The organism is Bacillus rhizoplanae (assembly GCF_917563915.1).
Lineage (GTDB): Bacteria > Bacillota > Bacilli > Bacillales > Bacillaceae_G > Bacillus_A > Bacillus_A rhizoplanae.
Genome location: NZ_CAKJTI010000049.1, coordinates 1 through 15912 on the forward strand (window position 1 = coordinate 1; position 15912 = coordinate 15912).

A 15912-nucleotide genomic window follows, 5' to 3' on the forward strand; every position below is an offset into this window, starting at 1 on the left:
AGCCAGGATCAAACTCTCCAATAAAGTGTTTGTCTAGCATCATAAATAAAAATTGACGTTTCACGTTGTTTGTTTCGTTCAGTTTTCAAAGAACTTGTTTGCCGCTTAATTGCGACTTCCTTATGTTAACATCTTTGTGTTTCAATGTCAACTAGGTTTTTCATTTCGTTTTCGCTTTCTGCTCTGTTGCATCAGCGACTCCTAGAATATTACATCCTTTTATGTTAAACGTCAATATGTTTTTCTAAGAAAATATAAAAAGGTTTATTTATTACAATAATTCTTTTTATCATGAGACTGTCTCGGTTTCCCCTGCTACTCGCGGGCAGTAAGATTCCGATCGGTTCAATTAACCATCATTGAGTGGTAAAGCCCTCCACTACTGATAGAAGTTTTGATTTATTTTTCTTATATAATTGTTAAAGGAAATATGAATCGAATAATCACGTAGTAAATACAAATACCCAATAATAAACGTAAGCGATGCCCGGAACTCATTTTTCTCGTTTTCTATACTCTCCCTCAGTTCTTCTACCATATACTTTTATTATAAAAACTCCTAAAGATACAAAAAAGGACTAGGCATCCCCACCTAGTCCTTTCAAAAAACCCCTTTTATTTACGAACGTAGACAAAATAAAGTACGAATAAAACTCCCATCACATACATAATTGGATGAATCTCTTTACGACGACCACTTACAACCATTGTAATTGGATAAAAGATAAAACCAATCGCAATCCCTGTTGCAATACTATATGTGAGTGGCATTGTAATAATTGTAAAAAATGCTGGTACTGCAATTTCGAATTTCTTCCAATCAATTTCCCCTAATGATGACACCATCAAAATCCCTACTATAATTAAAGCCGGTGCTGTTACAGCTGGTGTTACTACACTTAATAATGGTGAAAAGAAAAGTGCTAATAAGAAAAATCCTGCTGTTACAACTGCTGTAAATCCAGAACGTCCTCCAGCTGCCACCCCTGCAGAGGATTCAATATAAGATGTCGTTGTAGATGTACCAAGTATTGCCCCGATTACAGTCGCAATCGCATCAGAGATTAATGCTTTTCCTGCACGTGGTAATTTATTATCTTTCATTAAGCCTGCTTGATTCGCAACTGCAACAAGTGTTCCTGCTGTATCAAAGAAATCAATAAAGAAGAAAGTTAAAATAACAACAAACATTTCAGGAGTGAAAATATCACCAATATGTTGAAGAGCAACTCCGAATGTCGGCTCTAAACTTGGTACAGAACCAATAACTGCTTTTGGTGTATCAATCAATCCTGTCACTACACCAGCAGTTGCTGTAAGAGCCATCCCATAAAATACTGCTCCATTAACTTTTCTTGTCATTAAAATAACAGTTATAACTACACCAAAAATCGTAAGTAATGTTGTTCCTTTTGTTAAGTCTCCCAAACCAACAAGTACAGCATCATTTTTTACAATAATTCCGGCATTTTGAAAGCCAATAAATGCGATAAACAATCCAATCCCTGCAGCCACTGCAAATTTCAACTCTACTGGAATTGCGTTAATAATCTTTTCACGAATGCCGGAAGCTGTAAGAATGATAAAAAGAATACCTGACACTAATGTCCCAGCAATCGCTGTTTGCCACGGAATCTCCATTGTCAATAGAACTGTGTAAGCAAAGAAAGCATTAATTCCCATTCCCGGTGCTAATGCGATTGGATATTTTGCAAAAATCCCCATAATTAGTGATCCAATTGCTGCTGCTAAAGCAGTTGCAACAAACACTGCACCTGGGTCCATTCCTGTTCCTGCCGGCAGTCCCTTAATGTGCCCTAACGACAACGTAGCAGGATTGACAAATAACACATATGCCATAGATAAAAATGTTGTTAACCCTGCAATGAACTCTGTTTTATAATTTGTTCCGAGTTCATCGAACTGAAAGTAACGTTTCATTCTATGTTTCCCCCGTTATATGATTGCTCATCGTAACTCTTCCTAGCCCCTCTTTTATCTACAAAAATAAAAAAGGCTTCCATTGCATATACATGGAAGCGTCTGTAAACAAAGGTAATTATCCCTTACCTTTATATTAAAACGCCTCGTAGTCAAGCCATTTACGGTAGCTAGGTAGAAACTTTCGGGCCATATTCCCGATATTATACGACGGCTGTAATATTCACTTTTATTATTAATTACATACTCATATTAACTCATATATATCCAAGTGTCAATCCAAAAACGAACGTTTTTTATCCAAAATCAAATTTCGTTCGTGTAAAAACAAAAAAAGACAATCCATCTACACATAAAAGTATAGATGGATCGTCTTCTATATCATGAATTTCACTTTATCCCGCATTAACGGGCAGTAAGACCCCACCTCAAGATTCAGAGAAAATCGAAGAAGATAGGCGGGGAATAACTGCCCGTAAAAGCCCGATTGGTTCAACTAACCATTAGTGGGGGATGAAGCCCCCCACTAATGGAAGTTTCACTTTATTCCCACTCAATTGTTGCTGGTGGCTTACTTGTTATGTCATACACGATACGGTTCACGTGTTTTACTTCGTTTACGATACGTACAGAGATTTTCTCTAATACGTCCCAAGGAATACGTGCCCAGTCTGCTGTCATACCATCAATAGATGTTACAGCACGAATACCTACTGTGTAATCATACGTACGCTCGTCACCCATAACACCTACGCTGCGCATGCCAGGAAGTGCAGTGAAATATTGCCAAACTTCACGGTCTAAACCAGCTTTTTTGATTTCTTCACGTAAAATCGCATCAGATTCACGAACGATTTCTAGTTTTTCTTCTGTAATTTCACCTAATACACGAATACCAAGTCCTGGACCTGGGAATGGTTGACGCCATACGATTTCATCCGGAATCCCTAGTTCAGATCCTAACTCACGTACTTCATCTTTAAATAATGTATTTAATGGTTCAATTAATTTGAATTGCATATCTTCTGGAAGTCCACCAACGTTATGATGAGACTTAATTGTTTGTGCAGTTGCTGTACCACTTTCAATAATATCAGTGTACAGTGTACCTTGTGCTAAGAAGTCCATTCCTTCTAATCTAGATGCTTCATCATCAAATACATAAATAAATTCGTTACCGATGATTTTGCGTTTTTGTTCTGGATCTTCAACACCTGCTAATTTGCTCATAAAGCGTTCTTGTGCATCCACTTTAATAACATTCATGTGGAAGCCTTCGCTAAATGTTTTCATAACCCCTTCAGCTTCTCCTTTACGAAGTAAGCCGTGGTCAACGAAAATACATGTTAATTGATCACCGATTGCTTTATGAATTAATACCGCTACAACAGAAGAGTCTACACCGCCACTAAGTGCGCATAGTACTTTTTTGTCGCCAACTGTTTCACGAATCTTTTCTAATTCTACTTCAATGAAGTTCTCCATGTTCCAGCCTTCAGTACAACCACAAACACCGAATACAAAGTTCTTAATTAAATCATTACCGTGCTCAGAGTGACGTACTTCTGGGTGGAATTGTACGCCGTATAAGTTTTGTGCTTCATTGCTCATACCAGCAATTGGACAAGATTCACTTGTTGCATCTACTACGAAACCTTCTGGTAAGCCCGTTACTAAGTCGCCATGGCTCATCCAAACAACTTGTTCTTCTGGAAGATTTGTATATAATTTAGATTTGTTTTCTACTTTTAATACTGCTTTTCCGTACTCACGATGGTCTGCACGTTCCACTTTTCCACCAAAGTGCTTTGTCATTAATTGCATGCCGTAGCAAATACCGAAGATCGGTAAGCCTAAGTCAAAGATTTTTTCGTCACAGTGGAATGCACTTTCGCCATATACACTGTTTGGTCCACCAGAGAAGATAATTCCTTTTGGATTCATCGCTTTAATTTCTTCTGCTGTAATTGTATGCGGATGAAGTTCACTATACACGCCAAATTCACGAATGCGACGTGCAATTAACTGGTTGTACTGACTTCCAAAATCTAAAACGATAATCGTATCGTGCTGTTTCTTCAAAATAATCACCCCATAGTTCTGTATATAAACATTTTCACCAATTTGGTAAAAACAATTACCAATATAATAAAAAAAGCCAGTCCCCTGCCCTCAGTCTCATAACAAAGAAAAGGCAGGAGCCTAGCCTTATAAAGGAATCCGTTCCCTATAACCATAGACACACTGCCTTCATAGTCAGGTTGTTTACGGTAACCCGGTAGAGACTCTCAATCCATATTATTGAGGATATATGAAGGAATACTTTATATTATCTTCCTAGATTCTAACAATGAAGTATGAATACGGTCAAGAGAGAAAGCGACAAAATTCTACAGAAATTATTTCCCTGTATATCTTACTGCTTATAGAACAAAAAACATCAAGTAAATATTATGTGATGATTAAGTAATAAACAAAGCGTATTTTATTTATATTGCTCGTTTATTTAAGAAAGCCTCTGCCAATAATCCAGCAGAGGCTTTAAATACCATGAATATAATTAAAACTACATTTCTAATAACTTTTCACGTAAACCCAATTCTTCATCTGTCATGTATCCTTTATGCATTTCTTCTGTGATCTTATTGTGGTTAAAACACAACACTTTTTCGTTACCTATAAATCCAATAGGGTAAAGAACACCTACATAATCAAATTCACGTTTATCTTCTGAAATAACCATTCTTCCAATAATCATAACGCTTTGTTCCATATCTTCTAGCTTAACTACTGTTCCAATTGGTAATAGTTCCATTTATACGTTTTTCTCCTTAATATTAAATAAGTTTCGCAGATTATAAATCTACTGCTTTTTCTTATTGTCTATACGTTTATAGGTATACTCTATTGTGAAGTATGCAATAACATTGCAAATCAGTAACAATCCTATAAGTAAAAGCTTGTCTTCTAACCGCATAGTAGAAGCAGTCCCGATTAATAACATAAACATAATACATACAGTAAAGGACAGAATTCTACTTATTGTACGCATATTTTAACTTCTCCAATTTTGTGTTAATCCCGTTTTTTTGTGAATTTATCATAAAATTTCTCCTGCATCCGTTGTACAAATTTGATAAAACCTATTATAAAAGCACCTATAAATATAGAAACAATACTACAAATAAGTTTGTCCCACCATGTGTATGGAGAAAAGAGGAATATTATAATAACTATAGTTATTACGACATAAACTAAAAAGTATAATGGTTTATACGAAGGAATTTTCATCTTATTTTTTCTCCTCATCCTCAGGTTTTTCGAATTTAAAACTACCGCCCACAGTAGCTCCCTCTAAAATAGGAACTGTTATACCCGTTTCTTTCCCAATACTACCTTTTGTGCCTAAAGCGCCAATTCCTAGCTCTTCTGTTACCTTTAAGTCTGTACCTCCAACAATTGGCATCCAGTCTGGGAAATGTAGCATATTTACTTCTACTTCATACTTAAGCACAGAAGCTTCAGCCCCTGCTTTTAGAGAGTAATCGTCAATACCCCCTACAACATTTCCTGAAAAAATTTTTTGAGTAACTGTAACCTCTCTATTTTTCATTTGTATGATTCCTGCTGGTGTGACTAAAGGAATCGTGGTTTTAAATTTATATGAGTTATCTAAAATACCAGCTTCTCCCTTTATGCCAATAATTTTACTAGCAAGTACATCCTCTTTTAGACTCTTCCAATCAAAAGGCATATTAGCATCTAATTTTCCAGTTGTAACCTTTGTTGTAAGCTCATCAATATATCGTTCCTTAATAAGCTTATCACCATTAGAGAAGCTGCTCTTTTTTCCCATTATAGAACCTTCTAGCTCAAATCCACGTCGACTTCCCTCTTCCCACTTCATTGACCCCTCCATGAACTTAGCATCTTCGTCTCGTGAATCTATCTTATCAGCTTCACAAGCTTTTTCCTCTGCAATCTTTTGAATAGACGCTGTCCATCCCATGTTCAACCCTTGTGTACTAAATGTACCACTGGCGACATTAAAACCTTTTCCACTTTGAACTTCTGCAAGACCTTGGGAGACACTAGCAGCAAGTTGAAGTGCGGTATCATAATTACTACTGGAATTTTGGTTAAATTCATATAGACGTTCTAACTTTTCTTGAAGCTTCTTTTTCATCGCATCAAAAAGATTCATCATGACCTGCATGCCTGGCATGTTTTGACTGACGACTTCTGTACTAGCTGCCATTCGTTCAATTCCTTGGATTTGTTCTCGGATTTCTAGTTCAATGACATCTGTTGTAGCGATTTTTGATTTAAAATCCCTCGGAAACGCATCATTTTGGCGAATTAATTCTTCACACAATAAATAATCCCTTGAGCTAAAGGACGATAGGTTTGTGCAAAGAAGGCTTTTGCACTGTCATAAGTTTGTCCTTGCAGAACAGCATCGCCTACAAAAGCATCAATTGAATTGATGGCTTGCTCCATTCCTTGAATAGTGGCAATACACATAGCATTCATACTTTGTGTTTGGGTATGTACTTCTCCTAATGAACATATACGCACACATGACAAAAAATATGGAAAAAAAAGCCTCCCAAAAGTTCAGTGAACTAATGAAAGGCTTCGTAATTTAAATATTCGTGACCAAAACGTGATCAAAATGTAACTATTGAGGTTTAAAAGCTTTATATATCAAGGTTTAACCTTAATGGTTACATCATGCCGCCCATACCGCCCATGCCCATGCCGCCCATATCAGGCATTGCAGGTGCATTTGGTTCTGGTTTGTCAGCAACAACTGCTTCAGTTGTTAAGAACATTGCTGCAACAGATGCTGCGTTTTGAAGAGCAGAACGAGTTACTTTCGTTGGATCTACGATACCAGACTCAAGCATGTTTACCCACTCGCCTGTTGCTGCGTTGAAACCAACGCCTACCTTTTCGCCTTTTAGGCGTTCTACAACAACAGAACCTTCTAAACCAGCGTTGATTGCGATTTGACGAACTGGCTCTTCTAATGCGCGAAGTACGATGTTAATACCTGTTGCTTCGTCACCTTCAGCTGCAATACCAGCTACTTTAGCATATACGTTCATAAGTGCAGTACCACCACCAGCAACGATGCCTTCTTCTACCGCTGCACGAGTTGAGTTAAGTGCATCTTCAATGCGAAGTTTACGCTCTTTCAATTCAGTTTCAGTTGCTGCACCTACTTTAATTACAGCTACGCCACCTGCTAGTTTAGCAAGACGCTCTTGTAATTTTTCACGATCGAACTCAGAAGTTGTTTCTTCTAACTGCGCACGGATTTGACCAATACGAGCTTCGATTTGGTCTGTATTTCCTATACCTTCAACAATTGTTGTATTTTCTTTCGTTACAACAATTTTGCTAGCACGTCCTAAAGATGCGATAGTCGCAGATTTTAAGTCGCGTCCTAATTCTTCTGTAATTACTTCACCGCCAGTTAAGATAGCGATATCTTCTAGCATCGCTTTACGACGATCACCGAAGCCAGGAGCTTTAACAGCTACTACGTTGAATGTACCACGAAGTTTATTTACTACTAATGTAGCTAACGCTTCGCCTTCTACGTCTTCAGAGATGATAAGAAGTGGCTTACCTTGTTGTACCACTTGCTCTAATACTGGTAAGATTTCTTGAATACTAGAAACCTTTTTATCAGTAATTAAGATAAATGGGTTATCAAGAACAGCTTCCATTTTATCAGAATCAGTAATCATGTAAGGAGAAGCATATCCACGGTCGAACTGCATACCTTCTACTACATCTAATTCTGTTGTGAATCCTTTAGATTCTTCTAATGTAATAACGCCGTCGTTACCAACACGCTCCATTGCTTCTGCAATTAATTGTCCTACTTCTTCGTCAGCAGCAGAAATAGCAGCTACTTGTGCGATAGAAGATTTACCTTCGATTGGTTTAGAGATCGTTTTTAATTCTTCAATTGCTGCTACAACAGCTTTTTCAATACCTTTACGAAGACCCATTGGGTTCGCACCAGCTGTTACGTTCTTTAAACCTTCACGAATCATCGCTTGTGCTAATACAGTTGCAGTTGTCGTTCCGTCACCAGCTACATCATTTGTTTTGCTAGCAACTTCTGCTACTAGTTTTGCACCCATGTTTTCAAATGCATCTTCTAATTCGATTTCTTTTGCAATTGTTACACCGTCATTTGTAATAAGCGGAGAACCGAATTTTTTCTCAAGTACAACGTTACGACCTTTTGGTCCAAGCGTAACTTTTACTGCGTTTGCAAGAGTGTCGACACCGCGAAGCATCGAACGACGTGCTTCTTCACTAAATTTAATATCTTTTGCCATAATATTTGACCCCCTTGAATTTTTAAAGATTTATATAATTAACTGATAACTGCTAAAATGTCGCTTTCACGTAAAATTAAGTATTCTGCACCTTCGTATTTTACTTCAGTACCTGCATATTTTGAGAAGATAATACGATCGCCTACAGCTAACTCTAAAGCAACACGCTCACCATTTTCAAGCACACGACCAGTACCAACTGCCACTACCTTACCTTCTTGTGGTTTTTCTTTTGCAGTGTCTGGTAATACGATACCACTTGCTGTTTTTTCTTCTGCTTGAACAAGTTCAATTACAACGCGATCACCTAATGGCTTTAGCATGAACAATAACCTCCTCAATTTACTATGTAAATTTTATGTTTATTAGCACTCAAACACTTCGAGTGCTAACACACTTATTATAATAAAGAATCTCATTTTCTTTTGCAAGTGAAAAAACGTAATTTTTCGGAAAACTATTTTACATCCTCTTCAGTCTTTCCATAAGCTTCTCTTCTTTACCTGATGGATAGCGTAATAATATAAATCCTTGGCTTCATGGAAAATCGGCACTGATAGAAGATTCAATTTGATATTCCATCGTTTTTCCCTCTTCTCCTATGTTACAATAAGAAGATGCCATAAGTTGTTTTCTCTATGGATAGAGCATTTTCCTTTTTCATTACAAAAAATTTAAAAAGGAGTTACGAAATTGAAGAGACAATACTGGTGGGTTGTTGTTACATATATTTTAATGCAATTATCAGGTGTAATTGGAGGGTGGCTCCTTTTAAAAAGCGGGATATACAACAATGGAAACAGGACTTTCCAAGAAAAGGTTCAATTAGCAACTGCACATTGGGGACTAATTAGCTTCTTTATCGCTCTTATCATTATCCTTCTGATATTACGCAACGATACACAATCAGAAAAATGGAATCGGGAAAGAACAAACATTCCCGCTACAATAGGATGGATTATTTTGGGGGTTTTTCTTGCTTTATTCGCCCAAGTAATTGCTGGCACAATTGAAACACAAATTTTTAAAATTAAACCTGAATCTGAAAATACACAAAACATTATCGAGATTATAAAAGCTGCTCCATTATTTATGATTGTTTCTTCTATATTCGCTCCCATTCTTGAAGAAATTGTATTTAGAAAGATTCTATTTGGAACACTATATAAACGATATAACTTCTTTATCGCAGCAATTGTGAGTTCACTTATATTTGCTTTAATTCATTTTGACCCTACACATTTATTAGTGTATATTTCCATGGGACTTGTTTTTTCATTTTTATATGTAAAAACAAAACGGATTATTGTACCTATTATGGCTCATGTTATGATGAATACAAATGTTATGTTAATTACATTTGTACTTCATCCATACATAGAAAAAGCTGAAAAATTGCAAGGATTCATCGGAGGATTTTAAACATGCGAACTTCACCATTTGTTATGGCAACTTTGTATTTTCTTCTTGGGTGTATTTTTACATACTTAGCAATTACAAGTGTTGAAGATACAATTTGGAACTTTTATACAATATTACTTGCTGTAATGGCAACAGTTGATTTTAATTTGGCACTTCGCCTTCTTTTTTCTAAACCGAAAAAAGGTAGTATGAAGAAATAATAAAAACGCAGGCAATTCCTGCGTTTTTATTGTGGGTAATTTTTTAAAAAGTACACAAGCGTTTGTAATTCTACCGCTAAATCGATATGATGAATTCGAATATGTTCTAATATATTTAACCTAGCAGGTGTAAAGTTTAAAACACCTTGTATACCAGTATGCGATAAGCGATCTGCTACAGCTTGTGCAACAGAAGCAGGTACTGTTAATATTGCCACTTTTATATCATCGGATAATTTCTCTTCTAATTCATCCAGATGATATACTGGAATTCCTCCGATTTCTTTTCCAACTTTCTCTTCATCAACGTCAAATGCCATCTCAATTTTTGTATTATTATTTTTTGTAAAATTGTAATGTAAGAAAGCTGTACCTAAATTACCTACCCCTATTAGTGCTACACGCGTTACATCATCTTGATCAAGTGTTTCGCGGAAAAACGACAATAAATAATTTACGTTATAGCCGTACCCCTTTTTCCCTAATGCCCCAAAGTATGAAAAATCTCTTCGAATTGTCGCCGAGTCTACTTTCACCGCTTCACTTAATTCTGCAGATGATACGCGTTGCTTACCAGATAACGATAAGTTTTGGATAAATCGATAGTATAGAGGCAATCTTTTGGCAGTCGCCTGCGGAATTTTAGGCTGCTCCATGCAACCCCCTCCTCTCTTCCTATCTGTTCAAGTGATTGAAACATGTACGGAAGTTTAGCATTGAAAGTTTTCCTTGTATAATAGAGAGAGAACTTCTTCTATTATGTTCAACTATACACTATTTTTAGTATGATTGAGAAATATAATCATGGCAAAGTTAAGAAATTATTTGAGGTGAAAACATTGATTCTACTACAAGTGAATAACCTTTCCAAGTTGTACGCCGCTGAAGTAATTCTTTCAAACATTAAGTTAGAGGTACAGACGCGTGATCGCATTGCACTTGTCGGCCGTAACGGCGCTGGAAAGTCTACGTTATTAAAGATTATTGCAGGAGAACTCTCCCATGACAGCGGAGAAATTATTAAACCAAAAGATGTATCCATCGGTTACTTAGCACAGCACACTGGTCTTGAAACGTCATTAACCATTTGGGATGAAATGCTAACAGTATTTCTCGACTTGCAACGCATGGAGAAAGAACTCCGAAGGCTAGAACAAGAAATGGGGAAAGAAGAAAATTTCACAAATGTCACTGTGCACGAAAGATTGTTAGCAGAGTATGATCGCCTACAATTAGATTATAAAAATAAAGGCGGCTACCAATACGAAGCTGATATTCGCTCTGTTTTAAGCGGACTTGGCTTTCCTTCTGAGACACACGGAACTACAATCTCCACTTTAAGCGGTGGGCAAAAAACTCGTTTAGCTCTTGGCAAATTATTATTAACAAAACCAGATTTGCTTATTTTGGATGAGCCAACCAACCATTTAGATATCGATACATTAACGTGGCTGGAACAATATTTACAAGGCTATCCTGGTGCTATTTTAATCGTTTCACACGATCGATACTTTCTAGATAAACTCGTAACACAGGTGTATGAGATCTCTAATAAACAAAGTCGAAAATACACGGGGAACTACAGTAAGTATTTAGAACTTAAAGCATCACTATACGAACAAGAGATGAAGCGTTACGAAAAACAGCAAGAAGAAGTCACAAAGTTACAAGACTTCATTCAAAAAAATATCGCTCGCGCTTCCACAACAAAACGGGCACAAAGTCGCCAAAAACAATTAGATCGTATGGAGCTTATGACAAAACCATTCGGTGATACAAAATCTGCTTCTTTTCACTTTGATATTGATAGGCAAAGTGGAAATGATGTACTACAAGTAAAAAATATCACAATTGGTTATAATAACGAGCCAATCATTCAGCACATTCATTTCCAATTAACGAGAGGCGATAGTGTTGCACTTGTCGGTCCAAATGGAATCGGAAAATCCACTTTATTAAAATCTCTTGTGGATAAACTTCGTCCTTTAAACGGCAGTATTTCATTCGGCTCTAACGTTTCTATTGGATATTATGACCAAGAACAAGCAAATTTAACATCATCGAAACGCGTATTAGATGAACTTTGGGATGATTACCCGCTGCAACCAGAAAAAGAAATCCGCACAGTACTTGGGAACTTTTTATTTTCTGGTGATGATGTTTTAAAGCCAGTCTCTTCTTTAAGTGGTGGGCAGAAAGCACGTTTGGCCCTTGCAAAACTTATGATGCAAAAATCAAATGTACTTATTTTAGATGAACCGACAAACCATTTAGACTTAAGTAGCAAAGAAATATTAGAAAATGCTCTTATTGATTTTCCTGGAACTATTTTATTTGTTTCCCATGACCGCTATTTCATTAATCGCATCACCACAAAAGTTATTGAGTTATCAACAGACGGGGCAGAGGAATATCTAGGCGATTACGATTATTATGTAGAAAAGAAAAATGAAATGTTAGAACGGGCAGAACTTGAAGAACAAGAAACAAGTAAACCTGTACAAAAACAAGTAGCGCAAGAAAAATTAAATTACATTGAAGAAAAAGAACGTAAAAAGCAAGAGCGTCAACGTATGCGTAGAATTGAAGAATTAGAAGAAAACATTGCTGCAATGGAAGAGCAAATCGCTACATTAGAAGAACAACTTTGTCTGCCTGAAGTATACGCTGATTACGAAAGAGCAAGTGATATTACAGCAGAAAAACAAACACTACAAGAACAATTAGAAGCATGTATGGAAGAATGGGAAGAATTACAAATATAAAAAATAAAAAGGTTAGCAGTTACGCTGACCTTTTTATTTATCCACAATGTTATTCACATATTCAATTTCATATTATCAAGCTACACATTAATTTTTCCACATTATCCACAAATAAAATAATATTTATCCACATTTTATACTCACAAAAAAACCTATATTATCAACAGATAATATAGGTTTTATCCACATGTTGTGGTTAAGTATGTGTATAAAGTAAAAAATTCATCCCCCGCTAACATTCAACTAAACTTCTCTTCTTTACCGAAGGTGGAAAATTTACTCTCTCGTTAAGCGCAGGATAACTATGATTCAATATCCAAGCCAGGGTTTGCGTTTAAAGCCAATGTTGCCCTCTTTCCTTGCTCATATGCAATCGTACCAGCTGCAGCAATCATAGCAGCGTTATCTGTGCATAAAGATAACGGTGGAATAATTAGCTTCATATTGTTTTTATTTGCAAATTCCTCTTCCAGCCGAGCTCGCAATCCTTTATTTGCCGCAACACCTCCAGCAAGAAGCACTTGCTTCACACCATACTCCTCTGCTGCTCGTACTGTTTTTGTTACTAACACATCAATTACACTTGCCTGAAAACTTGCAGCTAAATCTTCAGGTGTTAGTTCCTCTCCCCGCTGCTTAGCGTTATGCACAGTGTTAATAACTGCGGATTTTAAACCACTAAAACTAAAATCATAAGAATCTGCTTCAAGCCATGCACGAGGCAGATCGATTGTCGGCTCTCCTTCATGGGCAAGACGATCAATGTGCGGTCCACCTGGATATGGCAATGATAACGTACGTGCCACCTTGTCGTATGCTTCCCCTGCAGCATCATCCCTTGTTTCGCCAATTACTTCAAATGAACCATGCTCTTTCATATAAACAAGCTCTGTATGTCCACCAGATACAACGAGAGACAATAATGGAAACTGCAGTTCTTGTACTAAGCGATTTGCATAAATATGACCAGCAATATGATGCACGCCAACCAACGGGATACCATGTGCAAAAGCTACCGCTTTTGCTGCATTCACACCAATTAACAATGCCCCAACAAGGCCTGGCCCCTCTGTAACAGCAATTGCATCAATATCTTCAAACGTAATTTGCGCTTCTTTTAACGCTTCTTCTAATACAACCGTTATTTGTTCCACATGGTGACGGGATGCAATTTCCGGAACAACCCCGCCAAAACGTTTATGGCTTTCAATTTGCGAAGCTACAATATTCGCTAAAATCTCTCGTCCATTTTTCACAACTGCTACAGCAGTTTCGTCACAACTTGTTTCAATACCCAGTATAATTGTATCTTTTTTCATCATAAGTTCACCCACATTACAAGACCATCTTCATAATTGTCTGTATAGTATCTTTTGCGAATTCCGCCATTTTGAAAACCGTATTTTCGATATAACTTTTTCGCAACTTCATTTGAAACACGTACTTCAAGTGTCATCGTATTTGCTCCAAGAGCTCTCGCTTTGTTTATCACTTCTTGTAATAACGCTTCTCCGAGCCTTTGACCACGGTATTGTGGTAATACCGCAATGTTCGTAATATGTGATTCATCAAGAATGGCCCAAAGTCCGCAATAACCTAGAATTCCTTCCTCTGTTTCCATGACAACGTAGTGTGCATACTCATTCATTTTTAATTCTCGTTCAAATGCTTCGGCAGTCCAAGGAGTCGCAAATGAAGCTTCTTCAATCGCAACAATTTGTGAAATATCCTCTTCCTTCATATTTCTAAATGTAATGTTCATTCATGAGACCCCTATTTCTTTTGACTTTCTAACCATTTTGCCTCTGCTTCTGCCAAACGAAGGTAACTTGGAACGAATGTATGCACAGATTGCTCTTCTTTCTGTAAGCCCAAGAAAGCTAATTCACTTGGGCGTGGATTATGTTTCGTCAGCAGAGCAAATACTGCTTGATCTCCTAAATGTTCTACAATTGTATCTTTATGCTGTTCTACATCATTTCCGATAAATAAAATAGGTTGTCCTATCTCTTTTAACATTTGTAACCAATCGGCAATGAGAATAATACGATCCTCTTTCACAGATTGCAACTCTTGTTCTCTATATGTATACAATCCCGTATAAATTTGCTGACGACGACCATCAAATAACGGACAAATATACCCTGGGAAATTTATCCCGTTTGCTGCCAGCACTTCTAAACTTGATACACCAACAATTGGAATTTGTAATGACCAAGCTAATGTTTTTGCTACTGTTACACCAATACGAACACCTGTATAAGAGCCTGGACCAGCTGCTACAACAATTTTATTTAATTCTTTTGGTTTCACATTACATTCTTGTAAAAGTTGCTCTACTGCTGGCATTAGACGCACAGAGTGATTTTTTGTTAAATTTGTAATGATTTCTCCCACAACCATATTTCCATCAATAAGAGAAACCCCCATTACATAGTTAGAAGTATCAATTGCTAGTACTTTCATTTTGTAATAGCTCCTCACATAATCTAATATAACGTTCTCCGCTCGGCTCTAATACAATTTTTCTTGTACTATCCCCCGTATGGAATAAACTAATTTTTAAAAGTGAAGATGGTAAAAAAGACTCTATTAAATGTGCCCACTCCACCACTGTTACACCTTCACCATAAAAATATTCATCAAATCCTAAATCTTCTTCGCTCTTCGCTAGGCGGTATACATCCATATGATAAAGCGGTAATCGGCCTTTGTATTCTTTAATAATATTGAACGTTGGGCTATTCACAACACGTTTTACACCAAGACCTTTTGCAAGACCTTTTGTAAATGTTGTCTTACCTGCACCTAAGTCTCCTTCTAAAATCAAAACATCCTGCGCCTGAACTAATTGTCCAAGCTTTTCTGATAAATTCTGTGTTTCTTCTGAAGACATTGTTGTTATTTCATATTTATTCAAAGGTTTCACCTACCTTACTGTTAGTATTCCCTGCTCTTTATTATACAGATTTTTTATTTTTGTTTCAGTTTCGATTATATAAAAAAGACCTTAGGAGTTGTCCTAAGGATAAGATTGACTGTCTTATAAGTTTAATTAGAGTAAATAAAAAAACACGAAACATATTGTTTCGTTCTTTATATAAATGGCGGTCCCGACCGGGGTCGAACCGGCGATCTCCTGCGTGACAGGCAGGCATGTTAACCACTACACCACGGGACCATTTGGTTGCGGGGACAGGATTTGAACCTGCGACCTTCGGG

The 15912-nt window shown here is 36.9% G+C and carries 14 protein-coding genes, 1 tRNA gene, 1 pseudogene and 2 riboswitches; of the genes and pseudogenes, 3 read left to right on the forward strand and 13 right to left on the reverse strand.

The features are described 5' to 3' along the window. Nucleotides 1-615 precede the first annotated feature (615 nt). From LRP84_RS21330 to groES, 7 genes and pseudogenes are all read right to left on the reverse strand, one after another. On the reverse strand, nt 616-1941 hold the full coding sequence (locus LRP84_RS21330) for an NCS2 family permease (protein ID WP_230576928.1): 1326 nt from the start codon (nt 1939-1941) through the stop codon (nt 616-618). 129 nt (nt 1942-2070) lie between these two features. Further along, nucleotides 2071-2173, reverse strand: a riboswitch (purine riboswitch). 311 nt (nt 2174-2484) lie between these two features. After that, entirely contained in the window at nt 2485-4023 is a 1539-nt protein-coding gene (gene guaA, locus LRP84_RS21335) for a glutamine-hydrolyzing GMP synthase (protein ID WP_437438802.1), read from the reverse strand. 151 nt (nt 4024-4174) lie between these two features. Continuing rightward, nucleotides 4175-4276: riboswitch (purine riboswitch) on the reverse strand. A gap of 231 nt (nt 4277-4507) precedes the next feature. After that, nucleotides 4508-4756 carry a DUF4176 domain-containing protein gene (locus LRP84_RS21340; protein ID WP_230576929.1) on the reverse strand — a complete coding sequence of 83 codons (249 nt, stop codon included), beginning with the start codon at nt 4754-4756 and terminating at the stop codon, nt 4508-4510. A 48-nt stretch (nt 4757-4804) separates the two neighbouring features. Beyond that, nucleotides 4805-4993, reverse strand: coding sequence for a hypothetical protein (locus LRP84_RS21345; RefSeq protein WP_230576930.1), 189 nt, complete (start codon nt 4991-4993; stop codon nt 4805-4807). Nucleotides 4994-5233: 240 nt separating this feature from the next. Next, nucleotides 5234-6474, reverse strand: a pseudogene (locus tag LRP84_RS22695) (T7SS effector LXG polymorphic toxin). A gap of 194 nt (nt 6475-6668) precedes the next feature. Further along, on the reverse strand, nt 6669-8303 hold the full coding sequence (gene groL, locus LRP84_RS21355; protein WP_230576931.1) for a chaperonin GroEL: 1635 nt from the start codon (nt 8301-8303) through the stop codon (nt 6669-6671). Between the two features lie 38 nt (nt 8304-8341). Next, nucleotides 8342-8626: a co-chaperone GroES gene (groES, locus tag LRP84_RS21360; protein ID WP_098309780.1), complete on the reverse strand. Its 285-nt coding sequence runs from the start codon at nt 8624-8626 to the stop codon at nt 8342-8344. A 370-nt stretch (nt 8627-8996) separates the two neighbouring features. Between groES and LRP84_RS21365 the strand changes: the two genes are divergently transcribed. Both LRP84_RS21365 and LRP84_RS21370 read left to right on the forward strand, forming a co-directional pair. Then, complete coding sequence (locus tag LRP84_RS21365) at nt 8997-9725, forward strand: CPBP family intramembrane glutamic endopeptidase (RefSeq protein ID WP_230576932.1); 729 nt, start codon at nt 8997-8999, stop codon at nt 9723-9725. A gap of 2 nt (nt 9726-9727) precedes the next feature. Continuing rightward, nucleotides 9728-9925, forward strand: coding sequence for a YdiK family protein (locus LRP84_RS21370; protein WP_230576933.1), 198 nt, complete (start codon nt 9728-9730; stop codon nt 9923-9925). A 26-nt stretch (nt 9926-9951) separates the two neighbouring features. Here LRP84_RS21370 and LRP84_RS21375 read toward each other — a convergent pair whose 3' ends face one another. Beyond that, nucleotides 9952-10581: a redox-sensing transcriptional repressor Rex gene (locus LRP84_RS21375; RefSeq protein WP_098309783.1), complete on the reverse strand. Its 630-nt coding sequence runs from the start codon at nt 10579-10581 to the stop codon at nt 9952-9954. A 183-nt stretch (nt 10582-10764) separates the two neighbouring features. On the opposite strand from LRP84_RS21375, the gene LRP84_RS21380 reads away from it, so the two are divergent. Then, on the forward strand, nt 10765-12690 hold the full coding sequence (locus tag LRP84_RS21380; protein ID WP_230576934.1) for an ABC transporter ATP-binding protein: 1926 nt from the start codon (nt 10765-10767) through the stop codon (nt 12688-12690). A gap of 302 nt (nt 12691-12992) precedes the next feature. On the opposite strand, the gene tsaD is transcribed toward LRP84_RS21380, so the two are convergent. From tsaD to LRP84_RS21405, 5 genes are all read right to left on the reverse strand, one after another. Further along, nucleotides 12993-14009 (reverse strand): tRNA (adenosine(37)-N6)-threonylcarbamoyltransferase complex transferase subunit TsaD, encoded by a 1017-nt coding sequence (tsaD, locus tag LRP84_RS21385; RefSeq protein ID WP_230576935.1) that lies wholly within the window; start codon nt 14007-14009, stop codon nt 12993-12995. Next, nucleotides 14009-14452 carry a ribosomal protein S18-alanine N-acetyltransferase gene (gene rimI / locus LRP84_RS21390; protein WP_230576936.1) on the reverse strand — a complete coding sequence of 148 codons (444 nt, stop codon included), beginning with the start codon at nt 14450-14452 and terminating at the stop codon, nt 14009-14011. The genes tsaD and rimI overlap by 1 nt, the downstream gene beginning before the upstream one ends. 11 nt (nt 14453-14463) lie before the next feature. After that, nucleotides 14464-15156, reverse strand: coding sequence for a tRNA (adenosine(37)-N6)-threonylcarbamoyltransferase complex dimerization subunit type 1 TsaB (tsaB, locus tag LRP84_RS21395; RefSeq protein WP_230576937.1), 693 nt, complete (start codon nt 15154-15156; stop codon nt 14464-14466). After that, nucleotides 15137-15610, reverse strand: a complete 474-nt coding sequence (gene tsaE / locus LRP84_RS21400; RefSeq protein WP_230576938.1) for a tRNA (adenosine(37)-N6)-threonylcarbamoyltransferase complex ATPase subunit type 1 TsaE — start codon at nt 15608-15610, stop codon at nt 15137-15139. Before tsaE ends, tsaB begins: the two co-directional genes overlap by 20 nt. Before the next feature lie 185 nt (nt 15611-15795). Then, nucleotides 15796-15871: transfer RNA gene (locus tag LRP84_RS21405), tRNA-Asp, on the reverse strand. Nucleotides 15872-15912: the final 41 nt, after the last annotated feature.

What these genes read in the sequence shown, in the direction of transcription:
- LRP84_RS21330 (WP_230576928.1), bottom strand. Translation starts at nt 1,941, where the DNA reads ATGAAACGTTACTTTCAGTTCGATGAACTCGGAACAAATTATAAAACA.
- LRP84_RS21340 (WP_230576929.1), bottom strand. Translation starts at nt 4,756, where the DNA reads ATGGAACTATTACCAATTGGAACAGTAGTTAAGCTAGAAGATATGGAA.
- LRP84_RS21345 (WP_230576930.1), bottom strand. Translation starts at nt 4,993, where the DNA reads ATGCGTACAATAAGTAGAATTCTGTCCTTTACTGTATGTATTATGTTT.
- groL (WP_230576931.1), bottom strand. Translation starts at nt 8,303, where the DNA reads ATGGCAAAAGATATTAAATTTAGTGAAGAAGCACGTCGTTCGATGCTT.
- groES (WP_098309780.1), bottom strand. Translation starts at nt 8,626, where the DNA reads ATGCTAAAGCCATTAGGTGATCGCGTTGTAATTGAACTTGTTCAAGCA.
- LRP84_RS21370 (WP_230576933.1), top strand. Translation starts at nt 9,728, where the DNA reads ATGCGAACTTCACCATTTGTTATGGCAACTTTGTATTTTCTTCTTGGG.
- LRP84_RS21375 (WP_098309783.1), bottom strand. Translation starts at nt 10,581, where the DNA reads ATGGAGCAGCCTAAAATTCCGCAGGCGACTGCCAAAAGATTGCCTCTA.
- tsaD (WP_230576935.1), bottom strand. Translation starts at nt 14,009, where the DNA reads ATGAAAAAAGATACAATTATACTGGGTATTGAAACAAGTTGTGACGAA.
- rimI (WP_230576936.1), bottom strand. Translation starts at nt 14,452, where the DNA reads ATGAACATTACATTTAGAAATATGAAGGAAGAGGATATTTCACAAATT.
- tsaB (WP_230576937.1), bottom strand. Translation starts at nt 15,156, where the DNA reads ATGAAAGTACTAGCAATTGATACTTCTAACTATGTAATGGGGGTTTCT.